14 protein-coding genes and 3 pseudogenes are annotated in these 14717 nt (G+C 67.5%); 6 read left to right on the top strand and 11 right to left on the bottom strand.

Features of this window, described 5'->3' with window-relative positions; genetic code table 11:
• The first annotated feature begins 270 nt into the window (after window positions 1–270).
• Window positions 271–492: a hypothetical protein gene (locus EYW47_RS00745; RefSeq protein ID WP_133192978.1), complete on the top strand. Its 222-nt coding sequence runs from the start codon at window positions 271–273 to the stop codon at window positions 490–492.
• Window positions 493–999: 507 nt separating this feature from the next.
• Here the strand turns inward: EYW47_RS00745 and EYW47_RS42360 are convergent.
• The 5 genes and pseudogenes from EYW47_RS42360 to EYW47_RS41570 form a co-directional block, all read right to left on the bottom strand.
• A complete protein-coding gene (locus EYW47_RS42360) occupies window positions 1000–1698 on the bottom strand; it encodes an SH3 domain-containing protein (RefSeq protein ID WP_133192977.1) in 699 nt (232 codons plus the stop codon).
• 172 nt (window positions 1699–1870) lie between these two features.
• A pseudogene (locus EYW47_RS00735) lies at window positions 1871–1951 on the bottom strand (carboxymuconolactone decarboxylase family protein); the annotation flags it as partial.
• Window positions 1952–1961: 10 nt separating this feature from the next.
• The gene (locus EYW47_RS00730; RefSeq protein WP_133192976.1) at window positions 1962–2381 is read right to left on the bottom strand and encodes a DUF3830 family protein; all 420 of its coding nucleotides are present in this window, start codon (window positions 2379–2381) and stop codon (window positions 1962–1964) included.
• 119 nt (window positions 2382–2500) lie between these two features.
• Complete coding sequence (locus EYW47_RS41575) at window positions 2501–2866, bottom strand: DUF488 domain-containing protein (RefSeq protein WP_165976487.1); 366 nt, start codon at window positions 2864–2866, stop codon at window positions 2501–2503.
• Between the two features lie 60 nt (window positions 2867–2926).
• Window positions 2927–3502: pseudogene (locus tag EYW47_RS41570) on the bottom strand (uracil-DNA glycosylase family protein); the annotation flags it as partial.
• 295 nt (window positions 3503–3797) lie between these two features.
• On the opposite strand from EYW47_RS41570, the gene hpnR reads away from it, so the two are divergent.
• Complete coding sequence (gene hpnR / locus EYW47_RS00720) at window positions 3798–5342, top strand: hopanoid C-3 methylase HpnR (protein WP_133192974.1); 1545 nt, start codon at window positions 3798–3800, stop codon at window positions 5340–5342.
• A 55-nt stretch (window positions 5343–5397) separates the two neighbouring features.
• Window positions 5398–5517: pseudogene (locus EYW47_RS00715) on the top strand (hypothetical protein); the annotation flags it as partial.
• 62 nt (window positions 5518–5579) lie between these two features.
• Here the strand turns inward: EYW47_RS00715 and EYW47_RS00710 are convergent.
• The 3 genes from EYW47_RS00710 to EYW47_RS00700 form a co-directional block, all read right to left on the bottom strand.
• Window positions 5580–6341 (bottom strand): DUF4410 domain-containing protein, encoded by a 762-nt coding sequence (locus EYW47_RS00710; protein WP_133192973.1) that lies wholly within the window; start codon window positions 6339–6341, stop codon window positions 5580–5582.
• Between the two features lie 236 nt (window positions 6342–6577).
• Entirely contained in the window at window positions 6578–7951 is a 1374-nt protein-coding gene (locus EYW47_RS00705; protein ID WP_240763477.1) for an ATP-binding protein, read from the bottom strand.
• Entirely contained in the window at window positions 7951–8664 is a 714-nt protein-coding gene (locus EYW47_RS00700) for a response regulator (RefSeq protein WP_133192972.1), read from the bottom strand. Before EYW47_RS00700 ends, EYW47_RS00705 begins: the two co-directional genes overlap by 1 nt.
• A gap of 229 nt (window positions 8665–8893) precedes the next feature.
• On the opposite strand from EYW47_RS00700, the gene EYW47_RS42615 reads away from it, so the two are divergent.
• Window positions 8894–9103, top strand: a complete 210-nt coding sequence (locus EYW47_RS42615; RefSeq protein WP_377785214.1) for a hypothetical protein — start codon at window positions 8894–8896, stop codon at window positions 9101–9103.
• 3 nt (window positions 9104–9106) lie between these two features.
• On the opposite strand, the gene EYW47_RS00690 is transcribed toward EYW47_RS42615, so the two are convergent.
• A complete protein-coding gene (locus EYW47_RS00690) occupies window positions 9107–10153 on the bottom strand; it encodes a hypothetical protein (RefSeq protein ID WP_133192971.1) in 1047 nt (348 codons plus the stop codon).
• A 265-nt stretch (window positions 10154–10418) separates the two neighbouring features.
• On the opposite strand from EYW47_RS00690, the gene EYW47_RS00685 reads away from it, so the two are divergent.
• Entirely contained in the window at window positions 10419–11327 is a 909-nt protein-coding gene (locus EYW47_RS00685; RefSeq protein ID WP_133192970.1) for a sterol desaturase family protein, read from the top strand.
• Window positions 11328–11526: 199 nt separating this feature from the next.
• Window positions 11527–12237 (top strand): SDR family NAD(P)-dependent oxidoreductase, encoded by a 711-nt coding sequence (locus EYW47_RS00680; protein ID WP_133192969.1) that lies wholly within the window; start codon window positions 11527–11529, stop codon window positions 12235–12237.
• 134 nt (window positions 12238–12371) lie between these two features.
• Here EYW47_RS00680 and EYW47_RS40695 read toward each other — a convergent pair whose 3' ends face one another.
• Window positions 12372–12692, bottom strand: coding sequence for a hypothetical protein (locus EYW47_RS40695; RefSeq protein WP_165976465.1), 321 nt, complete (start codon window positions 12690–12692; stop codon window positions 12372–12374).
• Between the two features lie 381 nt (window positions 12693–13073).
• Window positions 13074–14627, bottom strand: a complete 1554-nt coding sequence (locus EYW47_RS00675) for a PepSY-associated TM helix domain-containing protein (RefSeq protein WP_133192968.1) — start codon at window positions 14625–14627, stop codon at window positions 13074–13076.
• Window positions 14628–14717: the final 90 nt, after the last annotated feature.

Here is a 14717-nt window from a genome sequence, read left to right as displayed (position 1 = left end):
GGGCGAAACGGGCTTCATTGCCGGCGCAGGATCCATCCGCAATTGCCCATCCGCGCGCAGGCATTGATTTCCCGTGTATATAGTCAGGAATCCGATTTATTTTTTGCGCGGTAATGCATGACACGCTGAAGACATCATATGACGCGCGGCGCGTTGCTTCATCTGGCACATCGATCGCGCGAGTAACACGAAGAAACACGGCTGTAGCGAAACTGTACGTTTTGCTCGCTATGCTGATGTCCAAGGTGAGTTCTGAACAGGAGAACCTCGATGCTCAGCCATCACGAACTGGCGGCGTTGTTGTTGATTCGCGACACCAATGCGCCGCTTCAGACGCTCGATTCCGATTTTCTGGCGCTGACGCGCTACCACCTCGTCGAGATGGACGAGGACGAAGACGGTTACGCGCCGCGCCTTACGATGCGCGGCGAGGAATTGCTGCGGCGGCTGACGCAGGGTAGCCAGCACGGTGGCGAAGGTGGAGGGCGGTGACGGGCTTGCGATCTTGCAGCAAGCTGTCATCACATTGCAATACGGGTTGCCGTGGTCCCGCTGTCAAGCCTCTGACATTTGACGCTACGCTCGTTACAAGCGTGTAACGAAGTGTTGCGCACTCTGCGATACAGTGCCCCCTCTTGTTTAACCCACGCCGATATCGAGAGAGTCTGACTGTGAAATCCGTTGCCAAGCCGTTCGCCCGCCTGTCCGCCCTGATGCTTTGCGCCGCACTGGCCGCACCGCTGGTTGCCGTCGCCGCGCCGTACCACCATGAAGTGTGTCACGTCGAGCACCATAACCATCACGCCGTGCGCGTTTGCCACCACGTGCGTTGATTGACGCCAAACGCCATGCCGCACTTCGGTGCGGTTTTTTTGCCAACATATAGTCAGGAATCCGAATCTAATGGGGCGCATGCGCTTGAGCTTCGTCGTCATGCGCCATAGCCGCAATACCGATGCGATCCCGGGCGGGATCGGCGAGCATTTTGATCAACACCGCTCAGTTGCCGGCGTTGCCGGGGCGTCCACCGCCACCACCGCCGGGTGGCCGGTTGTTGCCGCCGCCCGGCGGCTTGCCGCCCTGGCCCGGCGGGCGCGCACCGCTGTTGCCCGGCGGGCGTGCCCCGCCTTGTCCCGGTGGCCTCGCGCCGCCGTGTCCTGGTGGCCGCGCGCCCTGGTTGGGTGGGCGATGGTCGTGCCCGTTGCCGCCGCCGGGCCGGTTGCCGTGATGGCCGCCGGGCGGCTTCGGGCCATGCCCGGGCGGGCGGATGGCCGGAGGCGGCCCCGGACGCGGTCCAGGGTGCCGATACCAGCGCGATTGATTGCCGTACCACGGGCGGTCGCGGTAATAGTTGCCCCAGTACGCGCCGAGCGAGAACGTGACGATGGGCAGGCCGATGGTCGGGCCGTAGTTCATCAGTGGCACTCTCGCGCCCTGATACGGATACGCGAGATAAGCGCCGTAGACCCAGCCGCGCAGGCCGGGCAGGCTCACATCGCACCAGCTGTAGCCAGCCACGCAGCCCATCACGGCGAGCGAGACGCCGCCCGGGACTTGCGCCACGACGGGATAGTCGCCGGCCGGTCCTGCATAGAGATTGACGGTCGTGCTGGTGAACGCCTGAGTCTGCGCGAGCGCCGGTGTTGCCGACACTGCGGCCAGACCGGCGAGCGCCGCGCCGACGAGCTGCTTGCGCATCGCTGTTCCTCCTCGATGGGTACTGCCCGACGAATATTTATTGCGATTTCAACCAATTCGTAACCGTAACGGTAGCAGATATGTGTCTGGAGGCGCGGCTGCGTATGTAACGGGACATTGCTTCGCGAGACCGGCTCGCGCTGGGTGCGTGCCGCCGGCCGTGCGCAACCGCTCAGTCGCCGAGCGCGTCGAGCACGCGTGCCGAATACACGAGCGCCGCGCCCACGTTCAGCGCGACCGCCACGCTGAGCCTCACGCGGACGTCATTCGTCGGCGAGGCGGAATTCGATGTCCTGCGCGCCTTCCCACAGCACGAGCTTGCCGAACGCGGCGAGATGCTCGTGTCCTTCGAGCAGCGTGAAGAAGTGATTGCCAGCGAGCTGGCCCATCTTGCTTGCGAAGATCGAGCTGCCATACACGAACAGGAACTCGGTCTCACTGAAACCGCCCGGATACAGCAGGATGTCGCCGCGCGACGCGTGGCTCGTATGATTTTCGAAATCGAGGCCGGTATCGAAATCGCCGAGCGGAATCCACACCGCTTCGCCGCTCCAGCGCGAATGAATCACCTTGTTCTTGAACGGCAGCAACTGCAGGAAGCGCTGGCAGGTCAGCGGTGCCTTCTCTTCCTCGAGGCGGCCGACGAAGCGGTACGGGCCGGCGTTCACGACGATCTTTTTCATGTGGGTTCTCCGTGGGATAAGCGCTGCTCGTACATTAACGCACTTTGCAGGCGTGCCGGTGGTCCAATAGTGGAGTTTCGTCGGGCTGGGATGTCGCTGCTCGAGGACGGCGCGCGGCGTTATTTGCGTCGCTTCTTCATCAAATAGTCGCGCAGCACGGTGGCGTTGTTGCGCACGGTTTCGTGCGAGCTATAGAGCAGCACTACCGGGCGCGTTTTGCTCGCCTCGGCGATCGGCTCCCATGCGGCACGGTTCGCATCGAGCTCGGCGATATAACGGCGCTCGAACTCGTCCCATTGCGCGGGGTCCTTGTGGAACCATTGGCGCAATTCCGTGCTTGGCGCGACGTCCTTCACCCAGCTCACGTGCGCGAGCTTCTCCTTGCGCATGCCGCGCGGCCATAGGCGGTCGACCAGAAAGCACGCCTGTCCGTCCTCGGGCAGCGGTTCGTAGACACGCTGGACGGTGATCGCTGGATGGGTCATCTTCTGGTTCTCCTTTTTGTGCGGATCCGCGCCCGCTTGCTGCGTGATCGACAAGGCCTCGGCGACGCGCTCGCGCAGCGCGGGCAGCACGTCGTGCGCAAACCACGGATGCCGCTGGAGCCACGGCGTATTGCGTGGCGAGGGGTGGGGCAGCGGCACACAGGCGGGCGCGTACTCGCGCCAGGCCTCCACGGTCTCGGTGAGCGAGGCCTTGCGCCGGTTGCCGAGGAAATAGCGCTGCGCATACTGGCCCACCAGCAGCGTGAGGCGCACGTCGGGCATGAGCGCGAGCAGGCGTTCGTGCCAGAGCGGCGCGCATTCGGGACGCGGCGGGTTATCGCCGCCGCTGCCGCGGCCCGGATAGCAAAAGCCCATCGGCACGATGGCGATGCGCGCGGCGTCGTAGAACGTTTGCGCGTCGATGCCCATCCAGTCGCGCAGGCGCTCGCCGCTCGCGTCGTCCCACGGCACGCCCGAGGCATGAACCTTCGCGCCGGGCGCCTGGCCGACGATCAGGAGCCGCGCGCTCGCACTCGCCTGCAGCACCGGACGCGGGCCGAGCGGCAAGCTCCCGGCACAGACACGGCAAGCACGGATTTCGGTCAACAGACGCGGGAGCGAGCGGGAATTCGACACGGCGGGATGGCGATTCGGGCGATGGGCGAGTGGGAGTCCCAGTCTACCAAAGGCGCGCAGCGTGCCGTGACGCCTTGCATGGCCGGGCGCCGCCGGCCGGCGACGGTTGGCATACGGACGCCCGATCGCACACCGATATTCGTCGCACTCGACACAGCGGCGCAGCGAGCGCCGCGGTGCGAAGGCGCGTAGACTCGCACGAAGCAGCAGTGCCGGAGCGGTGCCGGAACAGTGCCGGACGGCAGGCGCGCCGCGACGCACACCGCGTCGGGCAGGCGCCTCGCAAGGAGGCTTCATGAGATTGCTCGCTGTCCACCCGAGCGGGCTGATGTATACGCGCGTGTTCCTGCGGCTCGAGCCGCTGGGTCTCGAATCGGTTGCCGGCACGGCGCGCGACGCGGGCCACGACGTGCACCTCATCGACCTGCAAGTGGAGACCCATCGCGACCTGATGCGCAGGGTGCGCGGCTGGCAGCCCGAGGCGCTCTGCTTTTCGGGCAACTATCTGGCGAACATTCCCGAGATCATCGACCTCTCCCGGGCCGTGAAGGCCGCGCTGCCTGGGTGCTTCGTGTTCGTGGGCGGCCATAGCGTGTCGTTCACGGCGCACGATCTGCTGCGTCACGCCGATGGCGCCATCGACTGCGTCCTGCGTGGCGAGGGCGAGGCGTCGGTCAACACGCTGCTCGAGGCTGTCGCGCAAAACGGCGATCTGCTCGCGGTGCCGGGCGTGGTCACGCGCGAAGGGTCCGGCCCGCCGCCGCACTTCGTCGAGCATCTCGACCCGGTGAGGCCCGCGCGCGATCTGCTGCGGCACAGGCGCAAATATTTCATCGGCACGCTCGATCCGTGCGCCTCGATCGAGTTCGCGCGCGGCTGCCCGTGGGACTGCACGTTCTGCAGCGCGTGGACGTTCTATGGGCGCAGCTACCGCACGCGCAGCCCCGAGGTCGTGGTGGAGGAGCTGGCGTCGCTGCGCGAGCCGGGTGTGTTCATCGTCGACGACGTGGCCTTCGTGCACGCCGAGCACGGCATGGCGATCGCCGACGCGATCCGCCGGCGCGGCATTCACAAGCGCTACTACCTCGAAACGCGCGGCGACGTGCTCCTGCGCAACAAGGAGGTGTTCCGCGCGTGGCAGACGCTGGGCCTGAAGTACATGTTCCTCGGCCTCGAAGCAATCGACGACGCGGGACTCAAGGCGTTTCGCAAGCGCATCAGCCTCGACCGCAATTTCGAGGCGCTGGAGTTCGCGCGCTCGCTGGGCATCACGGTCGCGGTCAACCTGATTGCGGACCCCGACTGGGACCACGCACGCTTCGAGACGATACGCCAGTGGTGCATGGAGATTCCTGAGATCGTGAACATCAGCGTGAACACGCCGTATCCTGGCACCGAAAACTGGCAGCAGGAGGCGCGGCGCCTGACGAGCCTCGACTACCGGCTCTACGACATCCAGCATGCCGTGGTGCCGACGAAGCTGCCGCTGCCCGAGTTCTACGCTGAACTGGTGCGCACGCAACAAGTTTTGAATCGCAAGCACCTCGGCTGGACGGCGCTGCGCGGTGCGCTCGGGCTGGCGACGCATCTGCTGTTGCGCGGCCAGACCAATTTCGTGCGCATGCTGTGGAAGTTCAACTCGGTGTTCGATCCGCGCTTGCAGCTCGCCGACCACGCGCGCGAGGTGCACTACGAGATGACGCCGCCGCCCGGCATGACCGGCGAGCGTCAGGTCGACATGAAGACCATCTATATCCACGGCCCGGCAGGGCGCAAGGGCCGCAAGATCGACGACGCCACCGAGAAGTTCGTCGACGAGACCCGCATGGGCACGGGCTGAATTGACCATTGCTCCATCCAGGTGGACGCACGCGCAGTTCGCTTCACACTGCGCGCTCCATCCTGCGAAGCCCGCGCTCAAGGCGTTTTATGAAAGCCTCGATCCGTGCAACTGCTTCAATCCGGGCATCGGACAGACCTTGAAGTTCGCGCATTACCGCGAGACCGCGCAATAGAAAACGGCGGCGCATGTGCGCCGCCGGACGGGTCTGCAAGTTGCTGCGTTTTCGGGCTGTTATCAGCCGGCCTTGCTGACCGGCACCCAGCCGTATTGCGTGGCGGCCTGCGCAAGCTGCTTGGCGATCGAGGTGGCGAGCTTGCCGGCGTCGGCGGAAGTCGTGTCGCGCTTCGCCTCCGACGCGCCGTGCAACCCCGCGCCCGCCGCCGCCGACATGGCCACATGGCCCGCTGCCGCGCCCACGCCCGCCGTTTCCGCCATGCCAGGCATATGGCCGCTGTCCGCCTTCGCCTCGAAGGTGACGAGCGATTGGGGCGCGCCGTTAGCCGGCAGGTACGACACGGCGATGGTCGCGCCCACTTCGCTCTTGCCCGCGCCGAGCCCGATCAGGACGCGACGGCGACGGCTGCCCGCGTCGACGGTGTCGATGCGGCCTTCGACGACGATCGCGCTGCGTCCCGCCGGCACGGGGCCGTCCACGCGCATGGCGGGCAGGCCCATTTTCTGCAACTGGGCGACGATGTCGTCGGCCAGCTTCTCGCGCGCCGCGAGCGCCATCTGTTGCTGCTGCTGCGCCGACGACTCGCCGCTCGCCATCATCTTGAGCTTCTGCGCCATGCCGCTGTCGAGCTTCACGACATCGGGCGAGATCTCGAACGCGGATACGTAGATCACCTCGGCGCGCACTTGCGGCAGCGGGCCGGCCGCCTGCAGCGCATTCGCGGCCGACGCGCAACCCGAAGCGAACAGCGAGCCTGCGAGCAGGGCCGCGCCCGCGCAACGACGGGTCTTGTTGAAGAGGGAGCGGAGCATCGTGTTCATCTAGGGTCGCCTGGGTGCTGGATCCGCCATTCGCCAGTTAATCAGGATGGCGAAATATTGGATCGGGTTCATGAGGGCCGGCTGGGCGTCTTGCCTGCTCTTGTCTCGTGGCAGCGCGTGTCGCTCGGTACAGGCGCAAGTATGGGGGGAGGCGCTTGCTCATGCCACGCGCAAATTATGTCGCTGTGTTTCGCCCATATGTTTCGCCCGTGTTTCGCCCCTGTGTCGCCCGCGCGTCACCCGTGCGCAGCGGGCTGCGCAAACGGGGCGCGTTCGAGCGGCAGCTTCACTACGGCTTCGAGTCCGCCGCCAGCGCGGTCGGCGAAGGTCAGCGAGCCGCCGTGCAGCCGCGCGATTCGTTCGACGATTGCGAGCCCGAGGCCGGTGCCGCCCGAGTGACCACGCGCGTTGGTGCCGCGGCTGAAGGGTGATTTGAGCCGCTCCAGTTCTTCTGCGCGGATGCCGCCGCCGCGGTCGCAAATGGCCACGCAGGCGTGGCCGTCGGCCTGCCACGTGCGCACGCACAGGCCCGTGCGGCCATATACGACGGCGTTCTGCATCAGGTTCATCAAGAGCCGCATGACGGCCACGGGCCGGAACGCGAAGCTCGGCAGCTCGCCTTCCTCGAAGTCGAATTCGTGCCCGAGCCCCGCGAAGTCGGCCACGAGTTGCCCCGCGAGCGCGTTGAGGTCGCCCGGCTGTGGTGCTTCGCGCTCGCCGCTGCCCGCGTAGTCCATGAACTGCTGGAGGATCGTGTCGATGTGGTCGAGATAGCCCTCGGCCGAATCGACGAGCTTGTCGTTGGTGCCGCGCGGCAGCGCCATGGCGATGGCGAGGCGCAGCTTGGTGAGCGGCGTGCGGATGTCGTGAGAGACGCCGGCGAGCATCAGCGCACGCGTCGCTTCGGCTTGTTGCAGCGCGGCGGTCATTTGATTGAACGCCTGGCTAACCTGAGCGATCTCGGTCGGGCCGTCGGTGGGCAGGGGTGCGGGCGCTTCGCCCGCGCTCAAGCGGCGCGCCACGTGAGCGAGATCGTCGAGCGGGCGGTTCAGGTGCAGCTGGATCAGCCAGCCCGTGAACGCCGCAAGCAGCGCGAGGCCGATCGACAGCACGATGGCCGTGGTGATACCGCTCGCGCGCGCGTCGGCGGTCATCGGCAGGGCCACCCAGATGGGCTCGCCCGCCGCGTGCACGCGTATCCACAGGCGCTCTTCGTCTGATGTTTCCCAGCGCACCGGCATGTCGGCGGGCAGATGACGCTGGAGCGCCTCGATGAAGACGTCGCGCTGCCACGTCTGGAAAACGTGCAGCGGATTCACGCCGGGCAAGTCGACGCTCGCGGCGGGCGCCTCATGGCGCGCATTCAGGCGCGCGGCGGCGGCGCGGCCTTCGGCCGGCGGCATCGCGGCGAGCGTGCCGTCGAGCATCTCGACGTAATCGGCGAAGATGATCGAGGCGCGCTCGATACGCGGGCGCTGCACGAAATGCAGCAGCGCTGCGAACGAGCACACCTGAGTGAGGGCGACGAGCGCCACCAGCAGCGCGATATTGCGCGAGAGGAGCGAGCGCGGCAGCCAGCGCGAGGGCGTAAGCATGAACGAGTGGCGCATCAGCGGTCGACGCCGGCCACCAGCATGTAGCCGATGCCCCAGACGGTCTTGATGAAGCGCGGCTTGGCGGGATCTTCCTCGACGATCTGGCGCAGCCGCAGGATCTGCACGTCGACGCTGCGGTCGAGCGCGGCGTGGTCGCGTCCGCGGGCGCGCGCGAGCAGGTTCTCGCGGCTCACGGCGCGGTTGGGCGAGGAGCCGAGCGCGTGCAGCAACAGCATTTGCGCCGAGTGGATCTCGATGGGCACGCCGTCGCGCAGGAGCGTTTGCTGGCCGACGTCGAAGACGAAATCGCCGAAGCGCAGCCGCTGTGTCGTGACGGTGGGGTCACCCGCGGCCATCTTCTGGCGGCGCAGCAGCGCCTTCACGCGCGCGACGAGCTCGTCGGGCAGGAAGGGCTTGGCGAGGTAGTCGTCGGCGCCGGTTTCGAGGCCGATCACCTTGTCGGCGGCATCGCCCTTGGCCGTGAGCATGAGGATCGGCAGCGTGTGGCCTTCGGCGCGCAGCCGGCGGCATACGCTCAGGCCGTCTTCGGGCTCCATCATGAGATCGAGCACCAGCAGGTCGTAAGGCTCGCGCTGCAGCATGCGGTCGAGGCGCTTGCCGTCGGCGACGGCGCGCACTTCGAAGCCATGCCCGCTCAAGAAGCGCTGCAGCATGTGGCGCAGCTCGGCTTCGTCGTCGAGCACGATGATCCGGTTTGCCTGCTCCATGGGCCGCCTCCGGCGGTGGTCGTTGCGCTTCGTGGTGGGGATGCCTGGGGGCGCTGCGGCGCCGCTATTCGGGTGCGCGATTCAAGCCCATTGATAAGGGCTGCTATCGGCTCGCGGCGGCTCCTTCGATATTAGATGAGATGCGCGCGCACGAACGTCGCGTCGCGCACGTTGCGCGGGAACTCGCGGCGCGCGGGCGTCGCGTAATGTGTTCCCCGAGCGCCGGCTGATGGCCTCACAGTGCGTGTCGATCGCGATGATCGGCGGACATTTCACGCTGTTTGCCTATCTGGCGCCTTATCTGCAGGCGCTGCGCGCGCCCGACGCCACGACGCTCGCCGCGCTGTTCGTGGCCGTGGCGCCCGGATTTGCCGGGTGGGCACTCAGGACACAGCGGGGCGGTCGGGGTGCGCCCGTGGAAACGGGCACCACGCGTTAGCTATCAGGCCCAATGCGCAGGCACCCAGACGCGGCCTGCCCAGTGTGCCGGCACCCAGATCGCGGCGCGCGGGGCGGGCGCGACGTAGACCGGACGCGGTGCGACATAGACAGCGTGCGGCAGCGGGCGCCCGATATACACGACTCGCGGCGCGGGCGGCGCGACGTACACGACCTTGGGCGCGGGCGGCGCCACATACACGACCTTCGGCGCGGGCGGTGCAACATAAACGTGCTTCGGCGGCGCCACGTACACGGTCTTGGGTGCCTGGGCGACGACGACGGTGTTCGGCGCCGGCGGCGGGGCCACATAGACCGTGTTGGCCGGCGGCGGCGTGACAACCACCGGCGCAGGCACGGGCGCCGGGACCGGCGCGACGGCAACCGTGGCGCCCACGGCCACCGTGGACCCGCCCTGGACCACCGTGGTCCCGCCCGTCGTGACCGTGCCGCCATGGACGACGGTCGAGCCGCCCGACGTCGTCACCACGCCAGGTGCTACGCGCGTGGCGCTGCCCGAGTGCGTGACCGTGCCGCCATCGCTGCCCGTGTCGGTGCCCGAGCGATAGCAGGTCGAGCCGGCGCAACTGGTCGAGGCGTTGTGGCTCACGCTATTGCCGTTCGCGGCGGTGACCGTGCCCGTCGACGAGTACTGGCCCGGCGCCGTGCGCGTCACGCTGCCCGAGGTCGATGCGCTGCGGCCGTCCTCGCCCGTCATGGTGCCGGTGTGCGAGCAGGTCCCGCCGGCGCAGCTCGTGTCGCCGGAATGCTCGACCGAACGCCCGTTCGGGCCGACTGCCGTGCCGCTGTTCGAGAACTGTCCCGGCGCGGTGCGCGTGACAGTGCCGGTGTTGGTCGCGACGCCGCCCCACGGGCCGGCCACGCCGCCCGCATGCGAGCAGCTGCCGCCGCCGCACGAGCCGTAATGCGCGCCGTTATACGTGCCGTGCGGCGTGTAGGCCGTGCCGTGGCCAGACCAGCCTGCGAAAGCCGGTGCGCTGGCGAGGGCGAAGAGGGCGGCGGCGAGGGCGGAGCGGGTGAGCGATTTCATCGGGGATCCTTGCGTTTCGGTTCGGGGCACGCAGTCGGCGTGTCAGCGGAACGAACTATAGGGCGATCCCTTGGGCGAGTCTCGCGCAAAACCATGTCGCGGTATTTCACGGCGCACGCACGACATGCGGCGACATATTTTGTGAGTGGTTCTGCGCGTCCCGCGCCACTAAAGTGCGGTTCATCCGACGCGACGGCCGATCCCGCAGCGCACGACGCGTCCTTTTCAACACCGCGCCAGGCGCTACTACTCGCACACTATTCACATGCTATCGACAGGCAAACTCGCGTCTTATGTCACGCTCTTCATCGTTGCCGCCTCGCTGATCGAGGCGGCGGTGCTCTGGCTGCGCAAACGCTGCGACGGCCAGGCTCCCTTCGACTGGTCCGAGGTCTGGCTCTCGCTCGCCGATCTCGTCGGACGAAAACTTTTCGCGCTCCTGCCCATTTCGCTCGCCACGCCGGTCTTCCACTTCGCCTGGGAGCATCGTCTCTTTACGCTCACGATCGATAACGTCCTGCTCGTGCTGCTCGTCTTCGTCGGCCAGGAATTCTGCTACTACTGCTATCACCGCGCCTCGCACCGCATGCGCTTTTTCTGGGCCTCGCACGCGGTGCACCATTCGCCCAATCAGCTCACGCTGTCTTCGGCATATCGGCTCGGGTGGACCAGCAAGCTTGCCGGCCCGGTCATCTTCTTCGCGCCGCTCGTCTGGCTCGGCGTACGCCCCGAAATCGCGGTGGCGATTCTCTCGTTCAACCTGCTCTATCAGTTCTGGCTGCACAACACCTGGATGCCGAAGCTCGGCTGGCTCGAATACGTGTTCAATACGCCTTCGGCGCACCGCGTGCACCATGCGTCCAACGTCGATTATCTCGACGCGAACTATGGCGGCGTGCTGATCGTGTTCGACCGCCTGTTCGGCACCTACGTGGCCGAGCGCGCGGAAGAGCCGTGCCGCTACGGGCTCGTCACGCCCACACGCTCGCGCAATCCGCTCGTCGTCGAATTCGAGCACTGGGTGAGCCTCGCGCGTGACATCGCTACCGCGCCTAATGTGTGGACGGCCGTGCGCCACGCGATCCTGCCGCCGGGCTGGCGCGCGGACGGCAAGGGCGAAACCACCGAGGAGCTGCGCCGGCGCAGTCTGGCAGCGGTGCGCACCGAGGCCTGAGGCAAACAAGCCGTTGCTGCCCGCAGCGCGCCTGCGCATGGCCGCGCACCGATGACGCGGCAATGGATGCTGCAGTTGATGGGAGCGGCGCGCTCGGTTACCGTGGCGGCACGCGGCGGCTGGCGCAATACCGGGCGCCGCGGCGATTTTCAACCCATCGTTCGAAACCACCCGAACGCAAGACTCACAGGCGCTCAAGATGGATAACTCAGTGAATGGCAAGACGGTGGCGATCACCGGCGGCTTCGGCAGTCTCGGCATGGCGAGCGCGCAGTTTCTCGCGGCGCGCGGCGCGCGCGTGGCGCTGATCGGCCGGGGCGCGGCACCCGCCGACGACGCGTGGCCCGCCACGCTCGCACAGGCGGTGCGCATCGGCGGCATCGACCTCGTCGACGCCGGCGCGGCGAACCAGGCACTGGAGACGGCGAGCCAGGCGCTCGGCGGACTCGACGCGCTCATCAACATCGCGGGCGCGTTCCGCTGGGAAACGATCGCCGACGGCGACGCGCGCACGTGGGACCTGATGTTCGACTTGAATGTGAAGACGGCGCTCAATGCGTCGAAGGCGGCGCTGCCGCACCTGCTCGCGCGCGGCGCGGGCCGCATCGTGAACATCGGCGCGGGTGCGGGTCAGAAGGCCGGGCTTGGCATGGGCGCCTACGCGGCTTCGAAGGCGGGCGTGGCGCGGCTTACCGAGGCGCTGGCCGAAGAGCTCAAGGACAAGCGCGTGACGGTCAACGCGATTCTGCCGAGCATCATCGATACGCCGCAGAACCGCGCGGACATGCCCGACGCCGATTTTACGCGCTGGGTGCAGCCCGATGAAATCGCGGCGGTGATCGCGTTCCTGATTTCCTCGGACGCGCGCGCGGTCACTGGCGCCGGGATTGCGGTGAACGGGCGCGTTTAAGGCGCGTTTGGGGGGGCGTTTGGCGCGGGCTGCTTTGGGGCGCGCCTGGCGGCGCTCGGGCTGCGTTTGCGCTGCGTTTGGGCCGCTAGCGCCATCGGCCCACGCCGACGTGGTCACGGCTTGCGGGTGCGGGGCTAGTGCCCGTGCCCGCTGCCGTGACTGCCGCCGCTTTGCCAGCTGCTGCCACCGCCGCCGTGCCAACCGCCTCCGTGCCAACCGCCGCCGCCATGCCAGCCTCCGTGCCCGCCGTGATAGCAGCATCCGCCGCCGCCGCCCCAGTAGGCAAAGCCGAAGCTTGGTCCGTAATAGTAGGCGGGGTAGCCGTACCCGTACGGATAGCCGTAATCGTAGGGATAGGGGTAGCCATAGCCGTACGTGCCGTCGTAGTAGCCAGGGTACGCCACGCAGCCTGCAAGCGCCGCAGCTATCCCCAATGCAGAAATGAGCCGGAACACTGTTACCTCCTGTCGGCCGGAGTTAGTGCTTCAGCACTTACTCCGGCCCCATGCTTCGCGGTCGACCCGAGTTGGCGCTTTAGCGCTTACTCGGGTCCCATGCTTTGCGGTCGACCCGAGTTAGTGCTTTAGCTGTCGGCTGGAGTTAGTGCTTCAGCACTTACTCCAGCCCCATGCAAGGCTCTTACGCGGGTCCCATGCTTCGCGGTCGGCCGGAGTTAGTGCAAAGCGCTTACTCCGCTCCCATGCGAGACCTCATATTGCTTGGAAACCGGATTGCAGGGCCGGGTTCAAGGGCAATTGTGTCCTCAGATTACCGCAGCGCGTTCAACGCTGCTCGAGCGTGAAAGCAAGCCTCGCATAGGCGCGATCGCCGCTTTGTCAGGAAGACGAAAGATCGTTCGAGCGGCCGAAAGCGAGTCGGTCGAGCACCCACACGGCCACGATCGTCGCGCCCATCAGCGGGAAGATCACGCCGAGGATGACGATCCCCGCTTTCCAGGCGCGCATGGGCGGCGCGGCTCGCTCGCGCGAGGGCGCACCGAGCCCGCGAGACGCGCGGGCGGGGCGGCGCAGCCACCACATTGCGAAGCCGGTGACGGCGAGCGCCGCGAGCCCGAGCGAGATCGCCGCGCAAATCAGCTGGTTCGCGAGGCCGAAGTAACGCCCCATGTGCAGCGACGTGCCATACGAAATGGCCTGTGAAACCGCACCGTAATCGGCGTAGCGGATGTCCTTGAGCATCTTGCCGCTGTACTGGTCGATATAGACCGTGCGTTCTTCTTTCGGGTCCGCTGGAAAGTACGACGCGACATAGACGCCCGTTGCCGTTGCGGGCAGCGCGACGTCGTAGCCGCTCTGCACGCCAAGTGCGCGCATCTGCGCGACTACCTGATCGAGCGTCCAGTGCGACGCGGGCTGCGCGCGCCCCCCGGGCGACTGCGGCACCGGCACCGCCCCCACGGCCCATGGCACGTTGGGCAGCGGCAGGTCGTCCATCACCATGCCGGGCATCGACGCCATGTCGTGGCCCGCGTGCTCATCGGCGGCGGCGTGATTGGCATGCTCGGCGTGGCCCGCGGCAGCGCTCGCCGGCGTGCCTTGCGCGCCGGGCGGCGTCGACTGCAGCGCCAGGCCGCCGCCCCACGCGCCACGCGGCGCACCGAGACTCGCGCGCGTCGCGAGCGCCTTGAACTGCGTGCCCCACGAGCCCGTCCACGGCAAGCCGCTCACGACGAACGCGAGCGCACCCACCGCAAGCCAGATGCCGATCGCGCCATGCAGGCTCTTCCAGAACGGCCGGCCCTTTGCGCCCAGGCGTGGCCACAGCGCGGCGCGTAGCGTCGAACCCCATGCCAGGCCCCGCTCGCCGGGCTGGCGCGGCCACCACAACGCAACGCCGGTCACGATCATCACGAGCGTCCAGCAGGCGGCCAGCTCCATCAGCAGCTCGCCGGGCTTGCCGAGCAGCAGCTTGCGGTGCAGCATGCGGTCCACCTGCATGAAGCGGCGCTCCACGTCGAGCGTGCCAAGCACTTCGCCGTTATACGGGTTCAGATAGACGCTCTCCTTGGCGCCGCCGTCGAGCGCGAACACGAACTCCGCGCTGCGTGCCGGATCCGCTTCGATATGCGCGCGCACGGGCCGGGCGCCCGGCGGCAGCGCGGCCCGCGCCCGCGCGAGCAGGGCGTCGGCGCTCAGGCGCGGCGTCGCGGCGGGCGCGACCACGAGCCGGTGCGGATACAGCAACGGCTCGATCTGCGGCTGGAAGCAATAGATCGTGCCGGTGATCGCGAGCACGATCAGAAACGGCATGACGAACAGGCCGGCGTAGAAATGCCAGCGCCATAGCGTGCGATAGCCGGGTTGAACGGCGCCGGCAGCGGGGGCGGCGCGCGTGCCTGGCGTGCCGGAAGCGGGCAGGGTAGCGGACATCGGAGGCTCCTCGTGGTCCGGCGCGGCGGCGTGCGACGCGCGCCGGGCCGGGGGTTGCGATTGCGATTGCTGCAGGGACGAAGGCAGGCG

It is taken from the genome of Paraburkholderia silviterrae (genome assembly GCF_004353915.1).
GTDB classification, from domain to species: domain Bacteria; phylum Pseudomonadota; class Gammaproteobacteria; order Burkholderiales; family Burkholderiaceae; genus Paraburkholderia; species Paraburkholderia silviterrae.
Note: the sequence above shows the minus strand (reverse complement) of the source record. Positions and strands in the feature narration are given on the sequence as shown.

What these genes read in the sequence shown, in the direction of transcription:
- EYW47_RS00745 (WP_133192978.1), top strand. Translation starts at nt 271, where the DNA reads ATGCTCAGCCATCACGAACTGGCGGCGTTGTTGTTGATTCGCGACACC.
- EYW47_RS42360 (WP_133192977.1), bottom strand. Translation starts at nt 1,698, where the DNA reads ATGCGCAAGCAGCTCGTCGGCGCGGCGCTCGCCGGTCTGGCCGCAGTG.
- EYW47_RS00730 (WP_133192976.1), bottom strand. Translation starts at nt 2,381, where the DNA reads ATGAAAAAGATCGTCGTGAACGCCGGCCCGTACCGCTTCGTCGGCCGC.
- EYW47_RS41575 (WP_165976487.1), bottom strand. Translation starts at nt 2,866, where the DNA reads ATGACCCATCCAGCGATCACCGTCCAGCGTGTCTACGAACCGCTGCCC.
- hpnR (WP_133192974.1), top strand. Translation starts at nt 3,798, where the DNA reads ATGAGATTGCTCGCTGTCCACCCGAGCGGGCTGATGTATACGCGCGTG.
- EYW47_RS00710 (WP_133192973.1), bottom strand. Translation starts at nt 6,341, where the DNA reads ATGAACACGATGCTCCGCTCCCTCTTCAACAAGACCCGTCGTTGCGCG.
- EYW47_RS00705 (WP_240763477.1), bottom strand. Translation starts at nt 7,951, where the DNA reads ATGCGCCACTCGTTCATGCTTACGCCCTCGCGCTGGCTGCCGCGCTCG.
- EYW47_RS00700 (WP_133192972.1), bottom strand. Translation starts at nt 8,664, where the DNA reads ATGGAGCAGGCAAACCGGATCATCGTGCTCGACGACGAAGCCGAGCTG.
- EYW47_RS42615 (WP_377785214.1), top strand. Translation starts at nt 8,894, where the DNA reads ATGGCCTCACAGTGCGTGTCGATCGCGATGATCGGCGGACATTTCACG.
- EYW47_RS00690 (WP_133192971.1), bottom strand. Translation starts at nt 10,153, where the DNA reads ATGAAATCGCTCACCCGCTCCGCCCTCGCCGCCGCCCTCTTCGCCCTC.
- EYW47_RS00685 (WP_133192970.1), top strand. Translation starts at nt 10,419, where the DNA reads ATGCTATCGACAGGCAAACTCGCGTCTTATGTCACGCTCTTCATCGTT.
- EYW47_RS00680 (WP_133192969.1), top strand. Translation starts at nt 11,527, where the DNA reads ATGGATAACTCAGTGAATGGCAAGACGGTGGCGATCACCGGCGGCTTC.
- EYW47_RS00675 (WP_133192968.1), bottom strand. Translation starts at nt 14,627, where the DNA reads ATGTCCGCTACCCTGCCCGCTTCCGGCACGCCAGGCACGCGCGCCGCC.